Raw genomic sequence first — 20,652 nt, forward strand, 5'->3', positions numbered from 1 at the left:
GTTTTCGCACCCGGCCCGGTTCACCGGGAGTTCGCCGGACCGGCACTTATCGGACACCTGTGCGATCCGGTCCGCCGCCTGTCGGTGTGCGCCGGTAGCGTGGATGGGCGATGAACACGACGGTGGCACGGGACGAGCAGAAGATGGTCGAGCAAGCGCGGGGAGGCGGAGCATTGCTCGAGGGGTTGAATCCACAACAGCGTGCTGCGGTGATGCATACGGGCACCCCGCTGCTGATCGTGGCCGGGGCCGGGTCGGGCAAGACCGCGGTGCTCACCCGTCGCATCGCCTATCTACTCGACGCGCGCGGGGTGCGGCCGGGCGAGATTCTGGCCATCACGTTCACCAACAAGGCCGCCGCGGAGATGCGCGAACGCGTCGCCGGGCTGGTCGGCCCGCGCGCGGCGGGCATGTGGGTGTCCACCTTCCACTCCAGCTGTGTGCGCATCCTGCGCACCCAGGCCGGGCTGGTGGCGGGGCTGAACTCCAACTTCTCCATCTACGACGCCGATGATTCGCGCCGGCTGCTGGGCATGATCATTCGCGATTTCGACATCGACGCGAAGAAGTACTCGCCGCGGCTGCTGTCCACCGCCATCTCGAATCTCAAGAACGAGCTCATCGATCCCGAGCAGGCCGCCGCCGACGCCGAGACCGAGGACGCCGAGCTGCCGCGCATCGTGGCCAAGGTCTACGACGAGTACCAGCGGCGGTTGCGCGCGGCCAATGCCATGGACTTCGACGATCTGATCGGTGAGACGGTGTCGCTGCTGCAGCGGCATCCGCAGGTGGCCGAGTACTACCGGCGGCGCTTCCGGCACGTGCTGGTCGACGAGTACCAGGACACCAACCACGCCCAGTACGTACTGGTGCGCGAACTGGTGGGCCATCACCGGAATCTGTGGGGCGACGCGACCGAGACCGACGACGACAACCGGGTGCCGCCGTCGGAACTGTGCGTGGTGGGTGACGCCGACCAGTCCATCTACGCCTTCCGCGGCGCGACCATCCGCAATATCGAGGAGTTCGAGCGCGACTTCCCGGACGCCGAAACCATTCTGCTGGAACAGAACTACCGCTCCACCCAGCACATTCTGACCGCCGCCAACGCGGTCATCGCCCGCAACGAGGGGCGGCGGGAGAAGAAGCTGTGGACCGATGCGGGCGACGGCGATCTGATCGTCGGCTACGTGGCCGACAATGAGCACGACGAGGCCTCGTTCGTGGCCCGCGAGATCGACAAGCTGGTCGACCAGGGCGACGCCAACTACGCGGATGTGGCCGTCTTCTACCGCACCAACAACAATTCGCGGGCGCTGGAAGAGATCTTCATCCGAATGGGCCTGCCCTACAAGGTCGTCGGCGGTGTGCGCTTCTACGAGCGCAAGGAGGTCCGCGACATCGTGGCCTATCTGCGGGTGCTGGAGAATCCGGACGACGCGGTGAGCCTGCGCCGGGTGCTGAACACTCCGCGCCGCGGTATCGGCGATCGCGCGGAGGCTTGCGTGGCCGTGCACGCCGAGCAGCGCAATATCGGCTTCGCGCAGGCACTCCGGGACGCGGCCGAGGGCAAGGTGGCCCTGCTCAATACCCGTTCGCAGCGGGCGATCTCCGGCTTCCTGGAGCTGCTGGAAGAGATCCGGGCGGCGGGCAAGCAAGAAGACATGGACTTCCCGGACGTGGGTTCGGTGGTGGAGGCGGTGCTGGACCGCACCGGGTACCGCGCCGAGCTGGAGGCCTCCGACGATCCGCAGGACGGTGCGCGGCTCGACAACCTCAATGAATTGGTCAGCGTCGCACGCGAATTCAGTTCCGAGGCGCGCAACAATGTGGAGGCGGCCCGCGCCGAGGGCATCCTGCCCGAGCAGGCCGAGGGTGAGCCGGAGCCGGGTTCGCTGGCCGCGTTCCTGGAGCGCGTCTCGCTGGTGGCCGACGCGGATCAGATTCCCGAAGAGGGTTCGGGCGTGGTCACCCTGATGACCCTGCACACCGCCAAGGGCCTGGAGTTCCCGGTGGTTTTCGTGACCGGCTGGGAGGACGGGCAGTTCCCGCACATGCGCGCGCTCGGCGATCCCACCGAACTCCAGGAGGAGCGCCGCCTGGCGTACGTGGGCATCACTCGCGCCCGCAAGCGCCTGTACCTGACCCGCGCGATCGTGCGCTCGGGCTGGGGTCAGCCGGTCTCCAATCCGGAATCCCGCTTCCTCCAGGAGATTCCGGGCCACCTGCTGGACTGGCGCCGTCTGGAGCCCGCACCCTCGCAAGCTTCGCGCGGCTTCCGCCGCCGCGGCGAGGACGATGGCCTGGAACGGGATTGGACGCGCGGCGACGGCTGGTCCGAGCAGCGCCCGGGTGTGCGTGGCGAGCGCCGCCCCGCTCCCGCCGCGGCCGCCTCCGGCAAGCGCAACAACACCAATCTGGTACTGGCCGTGGGCGACCGGGTCAATGACGACAAGTACGGGCTGGGCCGAGTGATCGCCGCCGAGGGCTTCGGCGCGCTGGCCACGGTCACCATCGACTTCGGCACGGCAGGCAAGATCCGGCTGATCCCCCAATACAGCCGAACCCTGACCAAGCTCTGATCAGCTGGTGTAGAGCCGGAGGACGTCGTATGCGCGTACGGCGTCCTCGGGGAACACCAGAATCTGGAAGCGGTCCTTGATGTTCCGCCACCGGTGGATGCTGGTCCGGCCCATGGTGGCGCGAACGCCGTGCGTGCGCAGCAATTGCCGGACGGTGCGTGCGGACGTCATGTCGTAGACGGTGGCCGCGGGCACGAGCAGCCCGAAGTCGCCGTCGTCGGTGCGTGTCCGGAGTTTCATCCTCGACTCCCGGTGTCCTGCTTGGCTTTCAGCATGGCCAGCTGCGCCTGTTCCTCATGATGATGGACGACATCCAGCGCCGCGCGCTCCTCGGGTGAGTCTGCGATGAGGAACCCGCCGGTTCCCGACTTGCCCGCGGAGCCCAGCTTGCTCATCTTCTTCGGCACGGCAGCGCCCTGATACGCCAGGGGAATCGGATGCCCGTGCGCGTCCACCGGTCCGAGCGACTGGTGCACCTCGATGTACTCGCCGTGCGGCAGCCGCTTGATGATGCCGGTCTTGATGCCGTGCTCGAGCACCGCCCGATCGCTGCGCTGCAGCCCCAGGCGGAACCGGTAGGTGACCGCGTAGGCCAGCGGTGGCAGGAGCAGCAGTGCGATCCGGAAGAACCAGGTGGTCGCGTTCAGCGAGACATCGAACTTCAAGGCGATGATGTCGTTCACGCAGGCGAAGGTGAGCACCAGGTGGAAGGCGATGGCCATGGCCCCGATCGCGGTGCGCACCGGCACATCTCGCGGCCGCTGCAGCGGATTGTGACGCGCGGTGTCGCGAGTGAGCCGCTTCTCGATCCACGGGTAGATCGGGATGACCACCAGCACCAGGCCCACGATGATGGCCACCCAGAAGGCCGCGGAAATGGTGTAGCCGCCGAGGTAGATCTCCCAGGGCGGCATGAGCCGGGCCAGGCCGTCGGTCCACATCATGTAGAAGTCGGGCTGCGATCCCGCCGAGATCTGGGCGGGGATTGCCGGGGACCGGAATTCCTTGATGCCGACCGGGAAGTCGGCCTGGCCGACCGTCGAGTGAGCACACTTTGGCCGCAACGAACCAGCGAAGCTGGCGAAGTGCCACAGCGGACATAACCCCTGTATTATATTTTGCGTGTGCCCGGGGAAATCTCGCTGCTCGAGCCGGTCGACGACTGGTTCATGAAGCTGTGCGAGTCGGATCCAGAAACGGCGGCATTGGTCGAGCAGGCGTTGGACAGGCTTGCCGAGGTGGGCCCCACGCTCGGTCGTCCACTCGTCGATACGCTGGAGCACAGCCGACTACGCAATCTGAAGGAGCTGCGGCCCGGCTCCCGCGGTTCTTCGGAGATCCGGATGTTGTTTGTCTTCGACCCGGACCGCGAAGCCATCGTTTTGGTCGCCGGCGACAAGGCCGGTCGGTGGACTCGTTGGTACGAAGAGGCGATTCCGTTGGCTGAACATCGGTACGCGGACTATCGAGCCGAAAAAGACATGAGGCAGCAGGAGGAGCAGCCATGAGCCCCGCGCGTAACTGGCGTGACATCAAGGCGGAAGCCCATCGCCTACATCCGGAACTGGCGGATCCCGCGGTACGAGCCGAGGCGGCCGCACACCTCGATGCCTACATCGCGGGGTACCATCTGAAGGAACTCCGTAAGGCGGCGGGCAAGACCCAAGCCGATGTTGCCGCCGCCCTTCGGGTTTCGCAGTCTCGTGTCTCGCAGATCGAGAACGGCGATCTCGGCGCAATGGAACTCGACACGCTCCGCGCCTACGCCGAAGCCCTTGGCGGTCGTGTCGAGATCACTCTCAGCGTCGGTCAGCATACGATCAAGGTCGCCTAGATCCCGAGCACCCACCGAATCCAGCGATGGTCATCGCCACGATTCCGATGGCGGATCATCGCGCCCCGATCACCTCGGCAGGAGGTTCGACAGGGCCTCGTCGAGGGTGGGGTAGCGGAAGCGGAAGCCGTTGTGCCGCAGTACTTCCGAGGTGGCGTGCCGACCGGTCAGACCGAGCGCCGGGTCGGTGCGCAGGAGCACCGCGCCGATGGTGAGGGCCGGGGCCGGGGTGGGCGGCGACCACGGGCGGCGCAGCTGCCTGCGCAGAGTCGTCATGAGTTCTTTGTTCCGGACCGGGAAGTCGGTGGCGGCGACGACCACGCCGTTGGGCAGTGTCACCCGTGGGTCCAGGCCGAGCCCGGAGCGGACGATGGCCAGCCAGTCGTCGAGGTGGATCCAGCTGAACCACTGCCGTCCGCTGCCGACGCTGCCGCCGAGTCCGGCCTTGGTCAGCGCCACCAGGCGTTTCATGGCGGGTGCGTCGGGGTCCAGGACGATCGAGGTGCGCAGGATGGTCCGGTGGGTGGCGTTCGCGCCTTCGAAGGCCGCCTCCCAGGGCGCGGCCACCCCGGGCATCTGGGGCAGGCCCGGCTCGGGTAGCGGAGTCGCTTCGGTGCAGCGGGTTTCGCCCGCGTCGGCCCAGATGGCGGTGGTGCTGGCCTGGATCCAGTGGTCGATCGGGCGGTCCAAGCTCTTCGACGCCTCGACCAGGGCGCGGGTGGAATCGACTCGGCTGCGGCGCAATTCGGCGATATTGCGGGCGGTGGGGCGGCAGTCGACGAGTTTGCCCGCGAGATTGATGACCGCGGTGCGGCCGGGATTCCGCAGCGCGTCCGACCACGCGCCGACGGTGCGGCCGTCCCATTCGCATTGCGGGTAGGGCAGTTCCGGCACGGTGCGCCGGGTGAGGATGACCACGCGTTGGCCCCGGCAGGTGAGGTCGGCGGCGAGGGTGCGGCCCAGCGCGCCGGTGCCACCGGCGATCACGACCGTCAGGGCGTCGGCCGCCGGTTCGAGTCCGGCCAGTTGCGCGAGACGCGCGAAGCAGGTGTGGGTGTCGGTCTCGAGCCGGTCGCCGACGACCTTGCGCATGGCCGCGGCCGTGACACCGGTGAAGGTGAGCTGCTGGGTGAGCAGGGTGCCGCCGTCGCGCGCCGTGAGCGCCCAGCGCATGCGCATGGCGCCCGCGGGTTCGGGCTGCTCGATGGTGATTTCGCGCTCGGGCACGAAGGTCGAGAGCGTGAACGGTTTCGCGAGCCGCCCGTGCACCGCCCCGTTGACGCGCCCGCGCGGCAGATAGTCGCCGGTGACGCCCGCGCCGGGCGCGGCGTGCAGTGTCACGGCGGCGACGGCGGGATTCCATTCGGGCCAGCGGGCCGGATCGCCGAGCACCGTCCACAGCTGCCGCGGCGGCAGGGCGATCCACTGGCTGTACGTCGTTGTACGAGGCATAACCCGACGCTATAACCGCTGGGCTACCGCGGGAAGCGTGGCCTTCGTCGCAACGCCGATCCATCAGCCGCGCTTCTGGATACAACGGATTTCCGCCCTTGATGACACCCCGCGCCACCGCAGGGTGAGGGAGGATATCCCTGAGCCGATCGGCGCATTGCCCGGCCGGATCAGCGGACCGCATCCACCTCAGCCGACGTAGGCGCGCTCGATGATCGCCTCGACGTCCACGCCGGTGGGCAGGGTGCCGAAGGCGATGCCCCAGTCACCGCCGAACCGGGTGGCACAGAAGGCATCGGCCACCGCCGGGTGACCGTGGCGGACCAGCTGGGCACCCTGAAGTACCAGCGCCATCAGCTCCACCACACGCCGGGCACGGTATTCGATATCGGCGAAATCGGTGAGCTCCTTGCCGATTCGGTCGATGGCCGCATCCAGGTGGCGGTTCGCGCCGCGCGCCAGGTTGACCTCGGCGAAGAAGGCCTCGACCGTCTCGGGCTGGCGGCCCATGGCGCGCAGGGCATCCAGCGCCGCCACATTGCCCGAGCCCTCCCAGATGGACATGAGCGGGGCCTCGCGGTACAGCCGCGGCATGCCCGACTCCTCGGCGTAGCCGTTGCCGCCGAAGCATTCCAGGGCCTCGGCCGCGTGCGCGGGGGCGCGCTTGCACACCCAGTACTTGGTGACGGCCAGTGCGATGCGCCGGAAGGCGGCCTCGGCCGGATCGGCGTCGGCGCGGTCGGTGGCCCCGGCCAGGCGCAGCATGACCGTGGCCGCGGCATCGGACTCGATCACCAGGTCCGCCAGCACATTTCGCATGGCGGGCTGGTCGACCAGGTGCTTGCCGAACACCATGCGGTGCCGGGCGTGATGGGTGGCGAAGACGGCCCCGGTGCGCATGACGGTGGCCGAACCGATCACACAGTCCAGCCGGGTCATATTGACCATTTCGATAATGGTCTTCACGCCCGCGCCCTCCTGGCCGACCAGCCAGCCGATGGCGTTCTCGTACTCCAGCTCGGAGGAGGCGTTGGACTTGTTGCCCAGCTTGTCCTTCAGACGCTGGATGCGCAGCGCGTTGCGGGTGCCGTCGGGCAGCACGCGCGGCAGCATGAAACAGGACAGGCCGCCGGGGGCCTGGGCCAGTGTCAGGAACATGTCGCCCATGGGGTGCGAGGTGAACCACTTGTGGCCGACGATGCGGTACGTGCCGTCGGAAAGCGGTGTCGCCGTGGTGGTATTGGCGCGGACGTCGGAGCCGCCCTGCTTCTCGGTCATGGACATGCCCGCGATGAGACCCGCCTTGGTGGAGGGCTCGCGCAGGCCGAAGTCGTACACCGGCGAGGCCAGCAGCGGCTCGTATTTCGCGGCCAGTTCCGGATTGTGGCGCAGCGCGGGCACCACCGCGTAGGTCATGGAGATCGGGCACATGTGCCCGGCGTCGGACATGCCCCAGGCGTAGAGCTTGGCGGCCCGGGCGGTGTGCGCGCCCGGCCGGTCGTCGCGCCACGGCGCGCCGTGCAGGCCGTGCGCGACAGCGGTTTCCATGAGGTTGTGCCAGTACGGGTGGAACTCCACCTCGTCGATGCGATTGCCGAAGCGGTCGTGGGTGTACAGGACCGGCGGGTTCTCGTTGACCAGCCGTCCCCACTCCTGCGCCTCGGTGCCGCCCGCGAGCACACCCAGTTCCCGGACTTCCGCCTCGGCCCAGCCCGCGCCCTCCCGGTGCAGGCCCTCGATCAAGGCCGGATTGCGGGAGTTGTCGAACGGGAAGATGGGCGGCACCTGGTTGAAGACATCGTGCGTGTGCATTGCGGAGTGACTCCTATTCGTGTGGGAAGCCGCGTGATTCGGGTGGAACACCGAGTGCGCGCAGGGCGAAGGCCACCAGTTCCGGCAGCACGGATTCGCTCTGCAACTGCTCCGACAGCGGCCCGACCAGCACCTCGCCGATCGCGCCGACCAGCGCGGTGGCGGAGGTGAGCGGATCCTGCGGCGGCAGTTGGCCATCGGCGACGCCGTCGGCGATGGCGGATACGTAGGTCTGTGCGAAGGACCGGCGGAAGCGCAGGCGTTCGGCGTCAACGGCGGTATCCACGGGTTCGGCCAGCAGGACGTAGGCCAGTTTGGGGTTCTTGAGCGCGCGCCCGGCGAAGGTCTCGACCGCCGCGGTGACCCGGTCGCGGGCGGTCCGCCCCTCCCCCGCCGCCCCGGCCTGGGCCACGGCGTCCACCTCGCGGGTGACGACCTCGCGGAACACCGCGGTCACCAATTCGGCCTTGCCGCTGAAGTTCTTGTAGACCGTGCCGGTCGCGACCCCGGCCTCGGCGGCGACCGCGGCCATGGACAGTCCGGCGAAGCCGTCGCGGGACAGCACGGTCATGGCCGCCCGCACGATCGACCCCGCCTGCGCGTCCAGACGCGCCTGCACAGCGGGTGTTCTGCGATAGGCCATGCAAGAAGTGAACCATCAATTCATTTCTTGACGCAAGCCCACGCGTCGCCCACCGCCACCCTTCAATCGAGGCGCTCCGCGCCGCAATCCTCTTGTACGGCGTAACGTCGGCCCGGTGACAGTACGAGTGGAGCGCAACGGCCCCGTCCACACCGTGATCCTGCACCGCCCCGGGGCCCGCAACGCCGTCGACGGACCGACCGCGAAAGCCCTGGCCGACGCCTTCCGCGACTTCGACGCCGACCCCACCGCGGCGGTCGCCGTGCTGTGGGGCGAGGGCGGCACCTTTTGCGCGGGCGCGGACCTGAAAGCCCTTGGCACCGAGCGTTCCAACGCGGTCACCGAGGACGGCGACGGCCCCATGGGCCCCACCCGCATGAAGCTGTCCAAGCCCGTCATCGCCGCCGTCTCCGGCTACGCGGTCGCGGGCGGCATCGAACTGGCGCTGTGGTGCGATCTGCGAGTCGCCGAGCAGGACAGCACCTTCGGCGTCTTCTGCCGCCGCTGGGGCGTGCCGCTCATCGACGGCGGCACCGTGCGGCTGCCCCGCATCATCGGCGAGGGCCGGGCCATGGATCTGATCCTCACCGGCCGCGCCGTCGGTGCGACCGAGGCCCTGCAGATCGGCCTGGTCAACCGGGTGGTGCCGACCGGCGAATCCCGCCGGGCCGCCGAGGAACTCGCGCTCGAACTGGCCGCGCTGCCGCAGACCTGCCTGCGTTCGGATCGCATGTCGGTGCTGGAGCAGGACGGGCTGGAGGAGCCCGAGGCCATCGCCAACGAGCTGCGGCACGGCATGAAGGCGCTCATGGACGGGGCCCTGGACGGGGCGCAGCGGTTCGCCTCCGGTGCGGGCCGACACGGCCGCCCGGCCTCGTGAGGGCGCATGGATCTCTCGTGCGAGCGCATGAATCGGGGTAGCCCCGAATACGTCCGGCGGCGCGCCATGGAACCGATCGGTACGCTTGCCGTTCGATGAATCGGCTGAGCGTACTGGACGAGATTTTCCTGCGGTCGCATCGGGGCCTCGGCACCCCGATCGTCCTGCAGGGACTCTGGCGTACCGCCGAACCCGTGCATCCCGCCCTGCTCTGGCGGGTACACCGGGATCTGCGCACCGGGCCGCTCGGGCGGCGGGTGGTGCGCTCCCGGGTGCCGGGGGCGCGCCCGCGCTGGCAGCCGAACGAGTCGGCCCACCCGTTCACCATGGGCCCGGATCCGATACCGGTTGCGGCGGTCCTGGATTGGGCCGATCGGCAGGGCGCGGAGCTGAATCCGGAGACCGGGCCGGGCTGGCGGCTCTCGGCGGCGCGGCTCGATGACGGCGGCCGCGTGGTGGCCCTGACCTGCTCGCACGCACTGGCCGACGGGCGGGCGCTGACCCTGGCCATCGACAACGCACTGTCGGGCACGCCGCTCGCGGCCCCGCCCGCGGGCCATTCGGACTGGGCCGACGCGCGACGCATGTGGGCCACCGTCCTGGGCGGGACCGCCCGGGCGCTGCGCCACGGCATTCCGGAACGACCGAGTTCGCCACCGGATCGAAAGGCTCCGCCGACGGATCGGAAATCATTGCCCGGCGGCACGATTACCGGTGGGGCGGCCGTAACCTCGGGCGCGATCCTCGAGATTCCGGCCCGCGACTGGAACCGTGTCGCCGTCTCGCACGGCGGCACCGCCAATAGCCTGTTCGTGCATCTGGTCGCGAACATGCTGTGGGCCAGCGGTTTTCCCAGCGACACCATCGCGGCCAGTCTCCCGGTCGACACCCGCGACGAACCCCGCGTGGACAACGACATGTCCATGACCGAGGTCGCCATCACCCGCGACGACACCCCGGCGACCCTGCGCCGCAAGGCCCGCGCGGCCTACGAGCACCGCATGACCAGCCCCGGCGGCATCCCCGAGGAGATCCTCCAGGTCGTCCCCGACCGCTGGGCGTACCGGCTGGCCAAGGGCGCGGGCGAGCGGGACATCCTGTGCTCCAATATCGGAAACCTGCCGGAGTCGCTGCTGGCGCTGGGCCCGCACGGCTGCACCGGACTGGCGGCGCGGGCCATCCATCCCGGCCTGCGGCCGGACGCGCTGCCGCGCACCCGGCTCTCCGGATACCTGACCCGCATCGCCGACACCTACACGCTGTCGCTGGTGAGCCTGGATCCGCGGGCGATCCCCACCCCGGCCGCGCTCAGCGCGCTCGCCCGGACCGCGCTGGCCGAACACGGCCTGCGCGGGACCGCCTGGTAACGCCGCTCAGGCGAGAACCGGAATCCGGACTCCCTGCCAGGCAAGACGTTTGGCGCGATCCGGATCGTTCTCGACCCGCGCCGGCGCGTCCAGCACCATGGTGGCCCGCTGATCCTCGGTGTACGCGGGCCAGTTCGGCAGCGGAGTTCCGTTGCGCGCGAAGGCCAGCCAATTGTCCTGGAACTGACGCGAGACCGAGCGGAAACCGCGGTGACCGCCCGCGGCGGTCATGGCCCGGCCGACCGGCGAGTCCACCGCACCGAAGACCGGGATCAGGTCCAGGGCGTGGGTGGCGCCGAAGCCCGCCAATTGAATTGCGCGCGGCGCGAAGTCGTAGCGGTAGGCGTAGGTGGGCGCGAAGCGGCTGTGCGCCTCCATGACCCGCACCGACGGCCGCCAGAAGGTGAAGTCGCCGCCCATGCGGACGGTGGCCTTCTTGCCGGGGAAGCCGGGATAGGCCGCGGTGACCCGGGATTCGATGGCGACGCCGGAATCGGCGAGCGCCTCGTGCAGGCGCTCGGGCGAGGTGGGCATGGTCTGGCCGAGTTTGGTGAAGATGGGGCTGTCGCCGCCCTCGCTCAGCGCCTGGTCGACGTGGCGCAGCAGCCAGCGCATGCGGTCGGGGGTGGTGGGCAGGGTGTCGTCGAAGCGGACGAAGAGGGTGGCCTCGTCACGATTGGTGCCGATGATGAGCGGCACCCGGTGCGCGGTGCCATCGGTGAAGGCCGTGATCAGGCCGGTGGGCAGGTATTCGCCGTCGACCGTCGGCGCGACCGGGAAGAGGCCGGGCTGTTCGTGCATCACCTGGGCGACCGTGTGGTCCACGGCCCGGCGGATGTCGTTGGCCGGGGCCGTGCGCAGGACCTGAGCCGCGTCCTCCGGTGTGACGCCGAGCCGGTCGAGACAGCGGCGGGCGAAGAGCCGGGCCTCGGCCTGCGTCGGGGCCCAGTCGGCGGGCGCGCTCTGGGCGATGCCGCGATGGAACAGGCCCGCGGCGGCGGGCGTGCACATCAGCGCCAGCACGGCGTGCGCGCCCGCGGATTCGCCGAAGATGGTGACATTGTTCGGATCTCCGCCGAACGCGCCGATATTGCGCCGCACCCACTCCAACGCCGCGACCTGATCGCGCAGCCCCAGGTTGGAGTCGAATTGGCTGGTGGGCGTGGAGTATTCACCGAAATCGACATAGCCGAAGGCGCCGAGCCGGTAGTTGATCGACACCACGATCACATCGCCGCGCAGCGCCAGGCGGGCACCGGAGTACAGCCGCAGGGCGGAAGTGCCGATCATATAGCCGCCGCCGTGGATGAACACCATGACCGGGCGGGGCACGGACGAAAGCTCGTTGGGCGCGGTGACGTTCAACGTCAGGCAGTCCTCGCCGGTGGGCTGAATCTGCCGGGGCCCGGTGCGCGCGCCGTCGCGGTGTTGCATTGCGGCGTAACCGAAGTCGGTGGCGTCGCGCACACCGCTCCACGGCTGCACCGGCTGCGGCGCGCGGAATCGGAACTCGCCGATCGGAGCCGCTGCGAATGGAATGGACCGCCAGCGTGAAACGCGGCGGCCCCGGATTCCGCGGACGACGCCGTCCGCGGTCGTGATGTCTGTCATTGCCACCATGCCAAAAAGCGTAAGCCCAAGCACGGCGGCCTCCCAGGGACTTCGGCCCCGGACTCACAACAAACTGGTTCCGGGGCCGCCCCACCGGGGCGGCCCCGGAATCGAAGAGCTTTGAACCGTTACTGGAGGTAGCCCTCGACCTGGCGGGCCGAGCTCACCTGGGCCTCGTCCGGGTTGCGGCCCTGGTCCAGGCGGGCGCGGCGCTGACGCAGCAGGTCCCAGCACTGATCGAGCTGGACCTCGAGCTCGGCCAGCTGACGGCGCTCGGTCTCCGGGTCGAGGTCACCGCCGATGGTCTTGGCGCGCAACTCGTGCTCGCGATCCACGAGTTCCTTGATGCGCGCGTGGATGTCCTTTTCGGTCATGCGGTCCACTGTACGACCCGGCTCAGCGCATCCCCGGCCAACCGGACGGCCTTCGGCAGGTCCGCGCGCGGCAGTGCGGCGTAACCCAGGGCCAGGCCGAAGGTATGGCGGGGGCCGACGTGGTGACGGGCCAGCGCGTCGAGGTAGACGCCGAGCTCGCGGGCGGCGGCCACCGCGCGGTCCTCCTGGTCGGGGGGTGGCCAGGGGCACGAAGACGTGGGAACCGGCATCGTCGCCGCGCACCTCGAGGCCGCGCCCGCGCAGTTCTTCCACCACCAGGGCGCGGCGGTGCGGCATTTCGCGGCGCAGGCGACGCAGGTGGCGGGCCAGGTCGCCGTGGCGGGCCAGTTCGGCCACCACCTGCTGCCCGGCCGGGGCCGGGCTGGTGCCGGTGCGTTCGCGATGGGCGAGCACGGCCTCGGTGACGCGGGGGTCGGCGACCAGCCAGCCGACGCCCAGGGTCGGGGTGAGGATCTTGCTGGTGGTGCCGAGGTGCACGACCGCGTCGGGGGCCAGGGTGGCCAGCAGCGGCAGCGGGGCGGTGTCGTAGCGCAATTCGCCGTCGTAGTCGTCCTCGACCACGAGTGCGCCGGTGCGGCGGGCGAATTCGACGAGCGCGACCCGGCGGGCGGCGGGCATCCGGGCTCCGAGCGGAAACTGGTGCGCGGGAGTGCAATACACCATGCGGGTGGACTCGGGCAGCAGGTCGACCCGCAGGCCCTCGGCGTCCACCGGAACCGGCGCCGGGCGCAGGCCCGCCGCCCGGAAGGCGCCCGCGGCGCGCTGGTAGCCGGGGTCCTCGATGGCCACCACGTCGCCGGGTCGCAGCAGGGCGGCGGCGAGTTCGCCTGCCGCCGCACTGGTTCCGGCGGTGGCCAGCACGGTGGTGCCGCTGCCCGCGCCCAGCCCGCGATGCCGCAGCAGATGCTCCACCACGGCCTCGCGGAACTCGGGCTCGCCGCGGCGGTCCTTGCGGATCAACGGGATTCGATCCGAGGCCGCGCGCCAGGCCCGCCGCCAGGCGGCGGGGTCGAGGTTCTCGATGGAGGGTGCGCCCGCGCCCAGATCCAGCAGGCCGGACAGCGGGTCGATGCGTTCGGGCCCATCGGTCGGCGCGCCCACCGGTGCGGGTGCGGCCGTCAGATAGGTGCCCGACCCGTGGCGGCCGTCCAGCCAGCCCTCGGCGTGCAGCTGGTCGTAGGCGGCGGTGACCACGGTCCGGCTCACCCCGAGCCGATCGGCCAGGTCTCGCGAGGACGGCAGCCGGTCTCCGCCGCGCAGCGCTCCGGTGGCGGCGGCACGACGCAGACCGGCGGCCACCTGGGCGGCCAGCGGTACGCCGCCGGTGCGGTCGATGGTGATGGGCAGGTCCTCGTCGGCCAGGCGATTTCCCCGCAAGTGGCCTCCTGATCGATCGGGAACCGGTCACTATCAGAATGCCACTCAGCGCAGGACGATGATCTCGGGGTCGGTGGGCGCGCGGTCGAGCAGGGTATCGGTGCGGGCCCGGAGGAATTTGTCGAAGAGTGCGGCCACGTAGCCGTGGACCAGGTTCGCGCCGCGGGCCGCGGGAATGACGCCGATATTGCGGCGGTCCACCGGGTGCGCGGCGTCGGGGATGAGCAGCGGCCGGTCGGTGAAGTCGTAGTGGGCCGAATCGCGCAGGGACAGTTGCCGTTTCCAGCCGGTGCCGACCCCGAAGAAGGCGTCCAGCGAGGGCCGGGCGTCGCCGACCTCCTCGATCTGCTGGCTGGTCAGCACCAGCACCGGGCGGTCCACGCCCGCGGTGGCGGCGCGGCCGAAGTCTCGATCGACGCCGAGCTGCCCGTCCAGGTCGACGGCCGCGCCGATGCGGCGGTCGTCGTGCAGCGCCTCGACCGCGGTGTAGCCGCCGGAGGAGTGACCGACCATGCCGACGTGGGCGAGGTCCAGGGCGTGCTCGAGCCCGGCGGGCAGGGCGCGCTGTTCGGCGTCCGGGTTGCCGCCCTGGGCAAGCACGGTCAGCGAGTCCAGCACGAAGCCGACATCGGGCAGCCGGGCGTCGATGTAGCGCTGACGCAACGCGGGCGCGAAACCCTCGGGCTGCGATTCGAATTGAGCCAGGCGACCGCCGGGGAACTCCACGGCGGGCGCGGTCTCGTAGGTGTGGTCGATGGTCACCACCACGTAGCCGCGGCTGGCCAGGTCCTCGGCCAGGCCGGTCCCGAGCAGGCGGGTGACGCCCGCGCCCGGCGAGTAGAGGATGACCGGATAACCGCCGCCCGCCAGCGCGGGCGCGTCGGAGTACGAATTGGTCAGCAGCCCCGGCAGTTCCACGCCGATCTGCTGTTCCAGGGCCGGGACCAGCTGGCTGGAGACGTAGTGCGCGCGCAGGTAGTGCTCGACATCGGCGGCCGGGTAGAACACCGACACCATCAGCTCACGCGACCGGTCGGGATGGAACGGGTCGGGGCGGTTCCCGTCGACCAGGTGCAGAGTCGTTGTGCCGACCGGTATCTGGCCGCTGGGGCGTGGTAGCACGGTGATCCCGATCGGCCCGGCATGGGCGGCCGAGCCGGTCACGGTGAGCAGAGTGGCCGCCGTCGCGGCCGTGGCGATGAGTCGAGCGATCAACGATGTCCCCTGGAGACCGAAGCTGCCGCGACTACGAGTGCGTACCCGACGAAACCCGTACCGGCGCTGGTGATTGCGTAGATCAGCATGTGCCGGACGCAATCGTAGAGGCTGATCCGCGCCACCGGATCGGTTCGGGCAAGGAGACCGGCTAGTAGGGCAATGCCGGTCAGCGACACCAGGATCCAGACGCGCCGGGGATCGGCGGGCGCGGGCCGGGCGCGGCGGTACCAGACCGCCAGACAGCCCGCGAGCAGCAGCATTCCGCCGATCGAGGAGACATAGCCGATCACGTTGTAGACCCGGTGCGGCCCGATCACCGACTCCCGCAACAGTTCCCAGTGCCGGACCGCGAGGCCGTCGGTGTGGGTGAAGGCATCCCAGACCAGGTGCGTCACCGCGCCGATCAGCAGGGCGGCTACCGCACCCACCGGTCCGGGTCGGCTCATGGTGATCGCCTTCGCGAGCATCCCCTCCACACTCCGCCGCAGGGCCCAGGCGATGCCGACCAGGATCGCGCCCAGCAGGACGTCCACGGGCAATCCCGGCAGCGAATGCGTCAGCTCTCCGGTCACTCCGATCGGCAGGTAGTACGGCACATCCGGCGCGATACTCCCGGCGAACAGGCCCGGAAACCAGAGCGCCCGCCGCAGCGGCAGGACGGCGGCCGGATGCGCGAGCGTGAACGGCACGACTCGACCCCCCAAAGTGGTCTGTAGATCTTGCGTGGAATTGGCTATTCAGGAATGCCATTTCCCCCTCGAAACTGGAGTCATGAGTGAGACAGCTTCGACCCGGACCCCATTGTCACCCACCCCGCGCAGCAGCCTCACCCGGTCCAAGGAGCGGGGCCGCACCGACCGCGCCGACCTGGACGCCATCCTCGACGCCGGCCTGCTCTGCCACCTGGGCGTCATCCTGCACGGCACCCCCGTGGTCCTTCCCACCATCTACGGCCGCGACGGCGACACCCTCTACCTGCACGGCTCCACCGGCTCCGGCAATATGCGCGCCGCCATGACCGGCGACGTCTCCCTCACGGTCACCCACGTCGACGGCATCGTCTACGCCCGCTCCGCCATGCACTTCTCCATGAACTACCGCTCCGCCGTAATCCACGCCCGCCCAACCGAACTCACCGATCCCGACGAACGCATGCACGCCCTGCGCATCATCGTCGATCAGGCCGCCCCCGGCGCCTGGGACGCGGTCCGCTCCCCCAACAAGAAGGAAATGGCCGCCACCATGGTCCTGGCCGTGGACCTCACCGAAGCCTCGGTCAAGGTCCGCACCGGCGGCCCCCGCGACGACGCCGAGGACATCGCCACCGGCGGTGTCTGGGCGGGCGTACTGCCCATCCGCCAGGTCTTCGACGCCCCGATCCCGTCCGACGACCTGGACCCGGGCATCGAGGTCCCCGCCCATGTCCTGCAAAGGTGCAGCGACGCCGTGCCCGCCGCTATTTGAGCAGGCGGGACATGCGGCGGTCAGCGAGGATCTTGCCGCCGGTCTGGCAGGTGGGGCAGTACTGGAAGGACTTGTCGGCGTAGGAGACTTCGCGGACGGTGTCGCCGCAGACGGGGCAGGGTAGGCCGGTGCGGGCGTGAACCTGGAAGCCGGAACGTTTTTCGCCCTTGAGGCGGGCGGCGTCTTGGCCCACCGAGCGCTGGATGGCGTCGGAGAGGCTGGCTCGCATGGCGGAGTAGAGGCGGGCCAGCTGTTCGGCGTCGAGGGTGCCGGAGTTGGCGAAGGGGGAAAGCTTTGCGGTGTGCAGGATTTCATCGGAGTAGGCATTGCCGATGCCCGCGAGCAGGGTCTGGTCGGTGAGGGCGTTCTTCACACGTTGCGAGGTGCCGTGCAGGATCTCGGCGAATTCCGGTTCGCTCACCGCCAGGGCGTCCGGCCCCAGCCGGGCGATGCCGGGCACCGAGAGCGGGTCGGCGGTGACCCACACCGCCAACCGCTTCTTGGTGCCCGCCTCGGTGAGATCGAATGCGGGCGTGGACCCCTCGGGGGTGAAGAAGTGCACCCGCAGCGCCAGCGGCCCCTTACCCGGTTTCGGCGGATTGGCTCCCGGTTCGTCGATCCACCGCAGCCAGCCGCCCCGCGACAGGTGGGTGATCAACCACAGCCCGTCGCAATCCATTCCGAGATGCTTGCCCCAGTGCCCCACCCCGGTCACGTCACGCCCCTGCAGCGCGGTCACCGGCGGATCGAAGGTCTTCAGCACACTCAGCGCCGCCACATCGACCCGCCCCACGACCGCGCCCACCGCATGCTCGGCCAGAAACTGCTCGAGCGCCACGATTTCCGGTAATTCGGGCACCCCCGCAGCCTACCGACCAGGACCGACACTGTCCTTCTACCGGCGGGGCGAGTCAGCTCAGGCGGGCTGCCACAGCTCGATCCGGTTACCCGCGGGGTCGGTGACCCAGCCGAAGCGGCCGATGCCGTCCACGTCCTGGGTTTCGTCGGCGACGTCGGCGCCCTTGGCGCGCAATTGCGCGAGCATGGCGTCGAGGTCGCGGACCCGGAAGTTGAGCATGGTCTGCTGGGTGCGGGATCCGAAGTAGTCGGTATCGGACTCGAAGGTGGCGAACACGGTCGGTCCGGCTTGCTGCTGCCAGAGACCGTGTTCGTCGCCGTCGAGACCCAGGCAGTCGCGATACCAAACGCCCAGGGCCTCGGGGTCGGCGGCGCGCAGGAAATAGCCGCCGATGCCGAGCACTCGTTCCATGCGGTCATTCTGCCTCGGGCTTGGTGTGGGTGCCGCGGAAGCTCACCCCGCTGGGGCCGTAGCCTCGCCGACCCCATCGCGGCCCTGCGGCAGTGGACCGAGCAGCACATCAACGAGATCGAACGCGCCCGCGCGGCCCGCGAGTGAATCGCTACAGCCCCCGGCGCAGCAGATAGATGTCCATGATCCAGCCCTTGGCCTCGCGCAGTGCGGCGCGGCGGCGCTGGATCCGGCCCTCGACCACCCGCAGCGGGCCCTCGACAATGACCTCGTCCGGCATGCCGAGGTAGGCGCCCCACCAGATATGGATGTCGTCGCCGGGGACCTGGCTGAACGAGCAGTCCCCGTCCAGCATCACCAGCGTGGACTGCCCGTCGGCCAAGCCCTCCTCGCGCAGCTTGCGGCCCGTGGTGATGTGGACCGGTTCGCCGATCTCGTGCAGCACGATGCGATGCGCCGCGGCCAGCGCCTGCACGCTGGTGATGCCCGGAATCACCTCGCAATCGAAGGAGATTCGATCCCGTTCCAGTACCCGCTCCACAATGCGCAGCGTGCTGTCGTACAGCGCCGGGTCGCCCCACACCAGAATGCCGCCCACGCCGTCGGTTTCGGTGAAGGCCCGTTCCAGCAGTTCGGCCCGCGCCTCGTGCCAGTCGGCGACCGCGCCCTGGTAGGCGGCGTCCGCGCCGCTGCCCGGCACGCTGCGGTCGCGCGGCGGGTCGAGGATCTCCACGATCGTGTGCGGCTGGGTCGCGTGCTCGGCGAGGATGGTGGCGCGCACGTCCATCAGTTCCTGCTTGTCGGCCCCCTTGCCGATGACGAAGAACACGTCTACCTGGCGCATTGCCTTGACGGCCTGCACCGTCACCTGGTCCGGGTCCCCCGCCCCGATTCCGATCACAAACAGTTTCCGCACGGTGGGTAACTTTGCCAGGCCACCCGGTGGGTAAGGTTGCCAGGCGTGGAGAGCGCTCGAGATACCCAATACGAGGACCTGCTCCGACTGGTGCTGGAGTCCGGCACCCCCAAGGCGGATCGGACCGGAACCGGCACCCGCAGCATCTTCGGCCATCAGCTGCGATATGACCTGTCGCAGGGCTTTCCGCTGATCACCACCAAGAAGGTGCATCTCAAGTCGATCGTCTACGAGCTGCTGTGGTTCCTGCGCGGCGACTCCAATGTGAAGTGGTTGCAGGACAACGGCGTCACCATCTGGGACGAATGGGCCGACGCGAACGGCGAATTGGGCCCGTTCTACGGCGTGCAGTGGCGGTCCTGGCCGACCCCGGACGGCACCCACATCGATCAGATCTCGCAGGTGCTGCAGACGCTGCGCACCGATCCGGATTCGCGCCGCATCATCGTCTCGGCGTGGAACGTCTCGGAGCTGGACAGGATGGCGCTGGCCCCCTGCCACGCCTTCTTCCAGTTCTACGTGGCCGATGGCAAGCTGTCGTGCCAGCTGTATCAGCGCAGCGCCGACCTGTTCCTGGGCGTGCCGTTCAATATCGCCAGCTACGCGCTGCTGACCCACATGGTGGCGCAGCAGACCGAACTGCTGCCGGGTGAATTCATCTGGACCGGCGGCGACGTGCACATCTACGACAATCACGTGGAGCAGGTGCGCGAGCAGCTGACCCGCGAGCCGTACCCGTTCCCGAAGCTGCACCTGCGGCCCGCGCCGACGTTGTTCGACTACGCGTATGAGGACGTGGAAATCCAGCGGTACCAGCACCATCCGGCGATCAAGGCGCCCGTCGCCGTATGAGCCGCACGATCGGGCTGATCTGGGCGCAGACGCCGAAGGGAATCATCGGGCGGGACAACACCATCCCGTGGCGGGTGCCCGAGGACATGGCGCACTTCAAGGACGTCACCCTGGGGCATCCGGTGGTGATGGGCCGCAAGACCTGGGATTCGCTGCCCGCGCGATTCCGGCCGCTGGCGGGTCGCCGCAATATCGTCGTGACCCGGCAGGCCGACTGGTCGGCCGACGGTGCGGAGCGGGCGGGGTCGCTGACCGAGGCGCTGGAACTGGTCGGCGATTTCTCGGTGTGGATCATGGGTGGCGGTGAGATCTACCGCGCGGCAATGCCTTTGGCCACCGAATTGGTGGTCACGGAGGTCGACGCGGATATCGACGGCGACACCTTCGCCCCCGACATCGACCCGGCCTGGCGCGCCGACGAGAACGCCTGGCTGGAGTCGACGAGCGGTCTGCGCTACCGCTTCCGCCGTTATCGCCGCGTTTCCCCGGGGTTGCGGTAAGTCCGATAACGCCGCCATCCCAGGTCCGGCAATTCCTGCACACGCGCCTCGAAACCGCGGATCGGTCCGGTCGCGTCCGGCATACTCAGCGATACTCCGGCGAAAGGCAGTCCATGGACAAGAAATCGCTGACCGCGGTCGCTCGCCAGCAGTTGAAGCTGGCGGCCACGGCCTCGAGCGGACGCAGTTCGGTGACCATCTACGGCGGCCACACCCACAGCCTGCGCCAGACGGTGATCGCCATGACGGCCGGACAGACCCTGGCCGAGCATGAGAATCCCGGCGAGGCCACCCTCGTCGTACTGAGCGGGGTGCTCACCCTGATCAGCGGCACCAATGAGTGGAAGGGTTCGGCGGGCGACCTGATTGTGATCCCCAACGCCCGCCACAGCGTGAAGGCCATCGATGACGTGGCGTTTCTGCTGACCGTGGCCAAGTAGCGCGACCGCCTCGGGGCCACCGGGCGATTCGGTTGTCGG

At 69.4% G+C, this 20,652-nt stretch carries 20 protein-coding genes and 1 pseudogene; 9 read left to right on the forward strand and 12 right to left on the reverse strand.

Annotation, left to right across the window (positions count from 1 at the left end; translation table 11 throughout):
* Positions 1–110: 110 nt before the first annotated feature.
* The gene (gene pcrA / locus NS2_RS00215) at positions 111–2,582 is read left to right on the forward strand and encodes a DNA helicase PcrA (RefSeq protein ID WP_036546081.1); all 2,472 of its coding nucleotides are present in this window, start codon (positions 111–113) and stop codon (positions 2,580–2,582) included.
* Here the strand turns inward: pcrA and NS2_RS00220 are convergent, their stop codons facing one another.
* Together NS2_RS00220 and NS2_RS00225 are read right to left on the reverse strand one after the other, a co-directional pair.
* A complete protein-coding gene (locus NS2_RS00220; RefSeq protein WP_033085724.1) occupies positions 2,583–2,822 on the reverse strand; it encodes a hypothetical protein in 240 nt (79 codons plus the stop codon).
* Positions 2,819–3,568 (reverse strand): annotated as a pseudogene (locus tag NS2_RS00225) (cytochrome bc1 complex cytochrome b subunit); the annotation flags it as partial. The gene NS2_RS00220 and the pseudogene NS2_RS00225, both read right to left, overlap by 4 nt.
* A gap of 138 nt (positions 3,569–3,706) precedes the next feature.
* Between NS2_RS00225 and NS2_RS00230 the strand changes: the two are divergent.
* Both NS2_RS00230 and NS2_RS00235 read left to right on the forward strand, forming a co-directional pair.
* Positions 3,707–4,090, forward strand: coding sequence for a type II toxin-antitoxin system RelE/ParE family toxin (locus NS2_RS00230; protein WP_033085761.1), 384 nt, complete (start codon positions 3,707–3,709; stop codon positions 4,088–4,090).
* Entirely contained in the window at positions 4,087–4,416 is a 330-nt protein-coding gene (locus NS2_RS00235) for a helix-turn-helix transcriptional regulator (protein WP_071811585.1), read from the forward strand. The genes NS2_RS00230 and NS2_RS00235 overlap by 4 nt, the downstream gene beginning before the upstream one ends.
* A 69-nt stretch (positions 4,417–4,485) precedes the next feature.
* Here NS2_RS00235 and NS2_RS00240 read toward each other — a convergent pair whose 3' ends face one another.
* From NS2_RS00240 to NS2_RS00250, 3 genes are all read right to left on the reverse strand, one after another.
* A complete protein-coding gene (locus tag NS2_RS00240) occupies positions 4,486–5,868 on the reverse strand; it encodes a DUF1731 domain-containing protein (RefSeq protein ID WP_071811584.1) in 1,383 nt (460 codons plus the stop codon).
* A 189-nt stretch (positions 5,869–6,057) separates the two neighbouring features.
* Positions 6,058–7,680: an acyl-CoA dehydrogenase family protein gene (locus NS2_RS00245; RefSeq protein ID WP_033085722.1), complete on the reverse strand. Its 1,623-nt coding sequence runs from the start codon at positions 7,678–7,680 to the stop codon at positions 6,058–6,060.
* A 13-nt stretch (positions 7,681–7,693) separates the two neighbouring features.
* On the reverse strand, positions 7,694–8,323 hold the full coding sequence (locus tag NS2_RS00250) for a TetR/AcrR family transcriptional regulator (protein ID WP_033085721.1): 630 nt from the start codon (positions 8,321–8,323) through the stop codon (positions 7,694–7,696).
* 115 nt (positions 8,324–8,438) lie between these two features.
* Between NS2_RS00250 and NS2_RS00255 the strand changes: the two genes are divergently transcribed.
* Together NS2_RS00255 and NS2_RS00260 are read left to right on the forward strand one after the other, a co-directional pair.
* A complete protein-coding gene (locus NS2_RS00255; RefSeq protein ID WP_033085720.1) occupies positions 8,439–9,203 on the forward strand; it encodes a crotonase/enoyl-CoA hydratase family protein in 765 nt (254 codons plus the stop codon).
* A gap of 95 nt (positions 9,204–9,298) precedes the next feature.
* Positions 9,299–10,570 (forward strand): condensation domain-containing protein, encoded by a 1,272-nt coding sequence (locus NS2_RS00260; RefSeq protein WP_036546074.1) that lies wholly within the window; start codon positions 9,299–9,301, stop codon positions 10,568–10,570.
* A 6-nt stretch (positions 10,571–10,576) separates the two neighbouring features.
* Here NS2_RS00260 and NS2_RS00265 read toward each other — a convergent pair whose 3' ends face one another.
* The 4 genes from NS2_RS00265 to NS2_RS00285 form a co-directional block, all read right to left on the reverse strand.
* Positions 10,577–12,190 (reverse strand): carboxylesterase/lipase family protein, encoded by a 1,614-nt coding sequence (locus NS2_RS00265; protein ID WP_033085718.1) that lies wholly within the window; start codon positions 12,188–12,190, stop codon positions 10,577–10,579.
* 119 nt (positions 12,191–12,309) lie between these two features.
* Positions 12,310–13,953 (reverse strand): aminotransferase class I/II-fold pyridoxal phosphate-dependent enzyme, encoded by a 1,644-nt coding sequence (locus tag NS2_RS00275; protein ID WP_261772250.1) that lies wholly within the window; start codon positions 13,951–13,953, stop codon positions 12,310–12,312.
* A 45-nt stretch (positions 13,954–13,998) separates the two neighbouring features.
* The gene (locus NS2_RS00280; RefSeq protein WP_033085716.1) at positions 13,999–15,168 is read right to left on the reverse strand and encodes an alpha/beta hydrolase family protein; all 1,170 of its coding nucleotides are present in this window, start codon (positions 15,166–15,168) and stop codon (positions 13,999–14,001) included.
* A complete protein-coding gene (locus NS2_RS00285) occupies positions 15,165–15,860 on the reverse strand; it encodes a DUF4184 family protein (RefSeq protein ID WP_052085984.1) in 696 nt (231 codons plus the stop codon). The genes NS2_RS00280 and NS2_RS00285 overlap by 4 nt, the downstream gene beginning before the upstream one ends.
* A gap of 82 nt (positions 15,861–15,942) precedes the next feature.
* Here NS2_RS00285 and NS2_RS00290 point away from each other — a divergent pair, with 82 nt between their 5' ends.
* Positions 15,943–16,635 (forward strand): pyridoxamine 5'-phosphate oxidase family protein, encoded by a 693-nt coding sequence (locus NS2_RS00290; RefSeq protein WP_033085715.1) that lies wholly within the window; start codon positions 15,943–15,945, stop codon positions 16,633–16,635.
* Here NS2_RS00290 and NS2_RS00295 read toward each other — a convergent pair.
* From NS2_RS00295 to cobF, 3 genes are all read right to left on the reverse strand, one after another.
* Positions 16,628–17,494: an Fpg/Nei family DNA glycosylase gene (locus NS2_RS00295; RefSeq protein ID WP_033085714.1), complete on the reverse strand. Its 867-nt coding sequence runs from the start codon at positions 17,492–17,494 to the stop codon at positions 16,628–16,630. The genes NS2_RS00290 and NS2_RS00295 overlap by 8 nt on opposite strands.
* 57 nt (positions 17,495–17,551) lie before the next feature.
* Positions 17,552–17,905, reverse strand: coding sequence for a VOC family protein (locus NS2_RS00300; protein ID WP_033085713.1), 354 nt, complete (start codon positions 17,903–17,905; stop codon positions 17,552–17,554).
* A 151-nt stretch (positions 17,906–18,056) separates the two neighbouring features.
* Positions 18,057–18,821, reverse strand: a complete 765-nt coding sequence (cobF, locus tag NS2_RS00310; protein WP_036546065.1) for a precorrin-6A synthase (deacetylating) — start codon at positions 18,819–18,821, stop codon at positions 18,057–18,059.
* 45 nt (positions 18,822–18,866) lie between these two features.
* On the opposite strand from cobF, the gene NS2_RS00315 reads away from it, so the two are divergent.
* The 3 genes from NS2_RS00315 to NS2_RS00325 all read left to right on the forward strand — a co-directional run bounded on the left by NS2_RS00315 (position 18,867) and on the right by NS2_RS00325 (position 20,613).
* Positions 18,867–19,673: a thymidylate synthase gene (locus NS2_RS00315; protein ID WP_147207041.1), complete on the forward strand. Its 807-nt coding sequence runs from the start codon at positions 18,867–18,869 to the stop codon at positions 19,671–19,673.
* Positions 19,670–20,173, forward strand: coding sequence for a dihydrofolate reductase (locus NS2_RS00320; protein WP_036546060.1), 504 nt, complete (start codon positions 19,670–19,672; stop codon positions 20,171–20,173). Before NS2_RS00315 ends, NS2_RS00320 begins: the two co-directional genes overlap by 4 nt.
* Positions 20,174–20,286: 113 nt before the next feature.
* A complete protein-coding gene (locus NS2_RS00325) occupies positions 20,287–20,613 on the forward strand; it encodes a cupin domain-containing protein (protein WP_033085709.1) in 327 nt (108 codons plus the stop codon).
* Positions 20,614–20,652 lie beyond the last annotated feature (39 nt).

The organism is Nocardia seriolae NBRC 15557 (genome assembly GCF_007990715.1).
Lineage (GTDB): Bacteria > Actinomycetota > Actinomycetes > Mycobacteriales > Mycobacteriaceae > Nocardia > Nocardia seriolae.

Bases quoted from the DNA above. Each gene is read 5' to 3' on its own strand.
- pcrA (WP_036546081.1), top strand. From the start codon at position 111: ATGAACACGACGGTGGCACGGGACGAGCAGAAGATGGTCGAGCAAGCG.
- NS2_RS00290 (WP_033085715.1), top strand. From the start codon at position 15,943: ATGAGTGAGACAGCTTCGACCCGGACCCCATTGTCACCCACCCCGCGC.
- NS2_RS00235 (WP_071811585.1), top strand. From the start codon at position 4,087: ATGAGCCCCGCGCGTAACTGGCGTGACATCAAGGCGGAAGCCCATCGC.
- NS2_RS00320 (WP_036546060.1), top strand. From the start codon at position 19,670: ATGAGCCGCACGATCGGGCTGATCTGGGCGCAGACGCCGAAGGGAATC.
- NS2_RS00260 (WP_036546074.1), top strand. From the start codon at position 9,299: ATGAATCGGCTGAGCGTACTGGACGAGATTTTCCTGCGGTCGCATCGG.
- NS2_RS00245 (WP_033085722.1), bottom strand. From the start codon at position 7,680: ATGCACACGCACGATGTCTTCAACCAGGTGCCGCCCATCTTCCCGTTC.
- NS2_RS00265 (WP_033085718.1), bottom strand. From the start codon at position 12,190: ATGGTGGCAATGACAGACATCACGACCGCGGACGGCGTCGTCCGCGGA.
- NS2_RS00250 (WP_033085721.1), bottom strand. From the start codon at position 8,323: ATGGCCTATCGCAGAACACCCGCTGTGCAGGCGCGTCTGGACGCGCAG.
- NS2_RS00240 (WP_071811584.1), bottom strand. From the start codon at position 5,868: ATGCCTCGTACAACGACGTACAGCCAGTGGATCGCCCTGCCGCCGCGG.
- NS2_RS00325 (WP_033085709.1), top strand. From the start codon at position 20,287: ATGGACAAGAAATCGCTGACCGCGGTCGCTCGCCAGCAGTTGAAGCTG.
- NS2_RS00300 (WP_033085713.1), bottom strand. From the start codon at position 17,905: ATGGAACGAGTGCTCGGCATCGGCGGCTATTTCCTGCGCGCCGCCGAC.
- NS2_RS00220 (WP_033085724.1), bottom strand. From the start codon at position 2,822: ATGAAACTCCGGACACGCACCGACGACGGCGACTTCGGGCTGCTCGTG.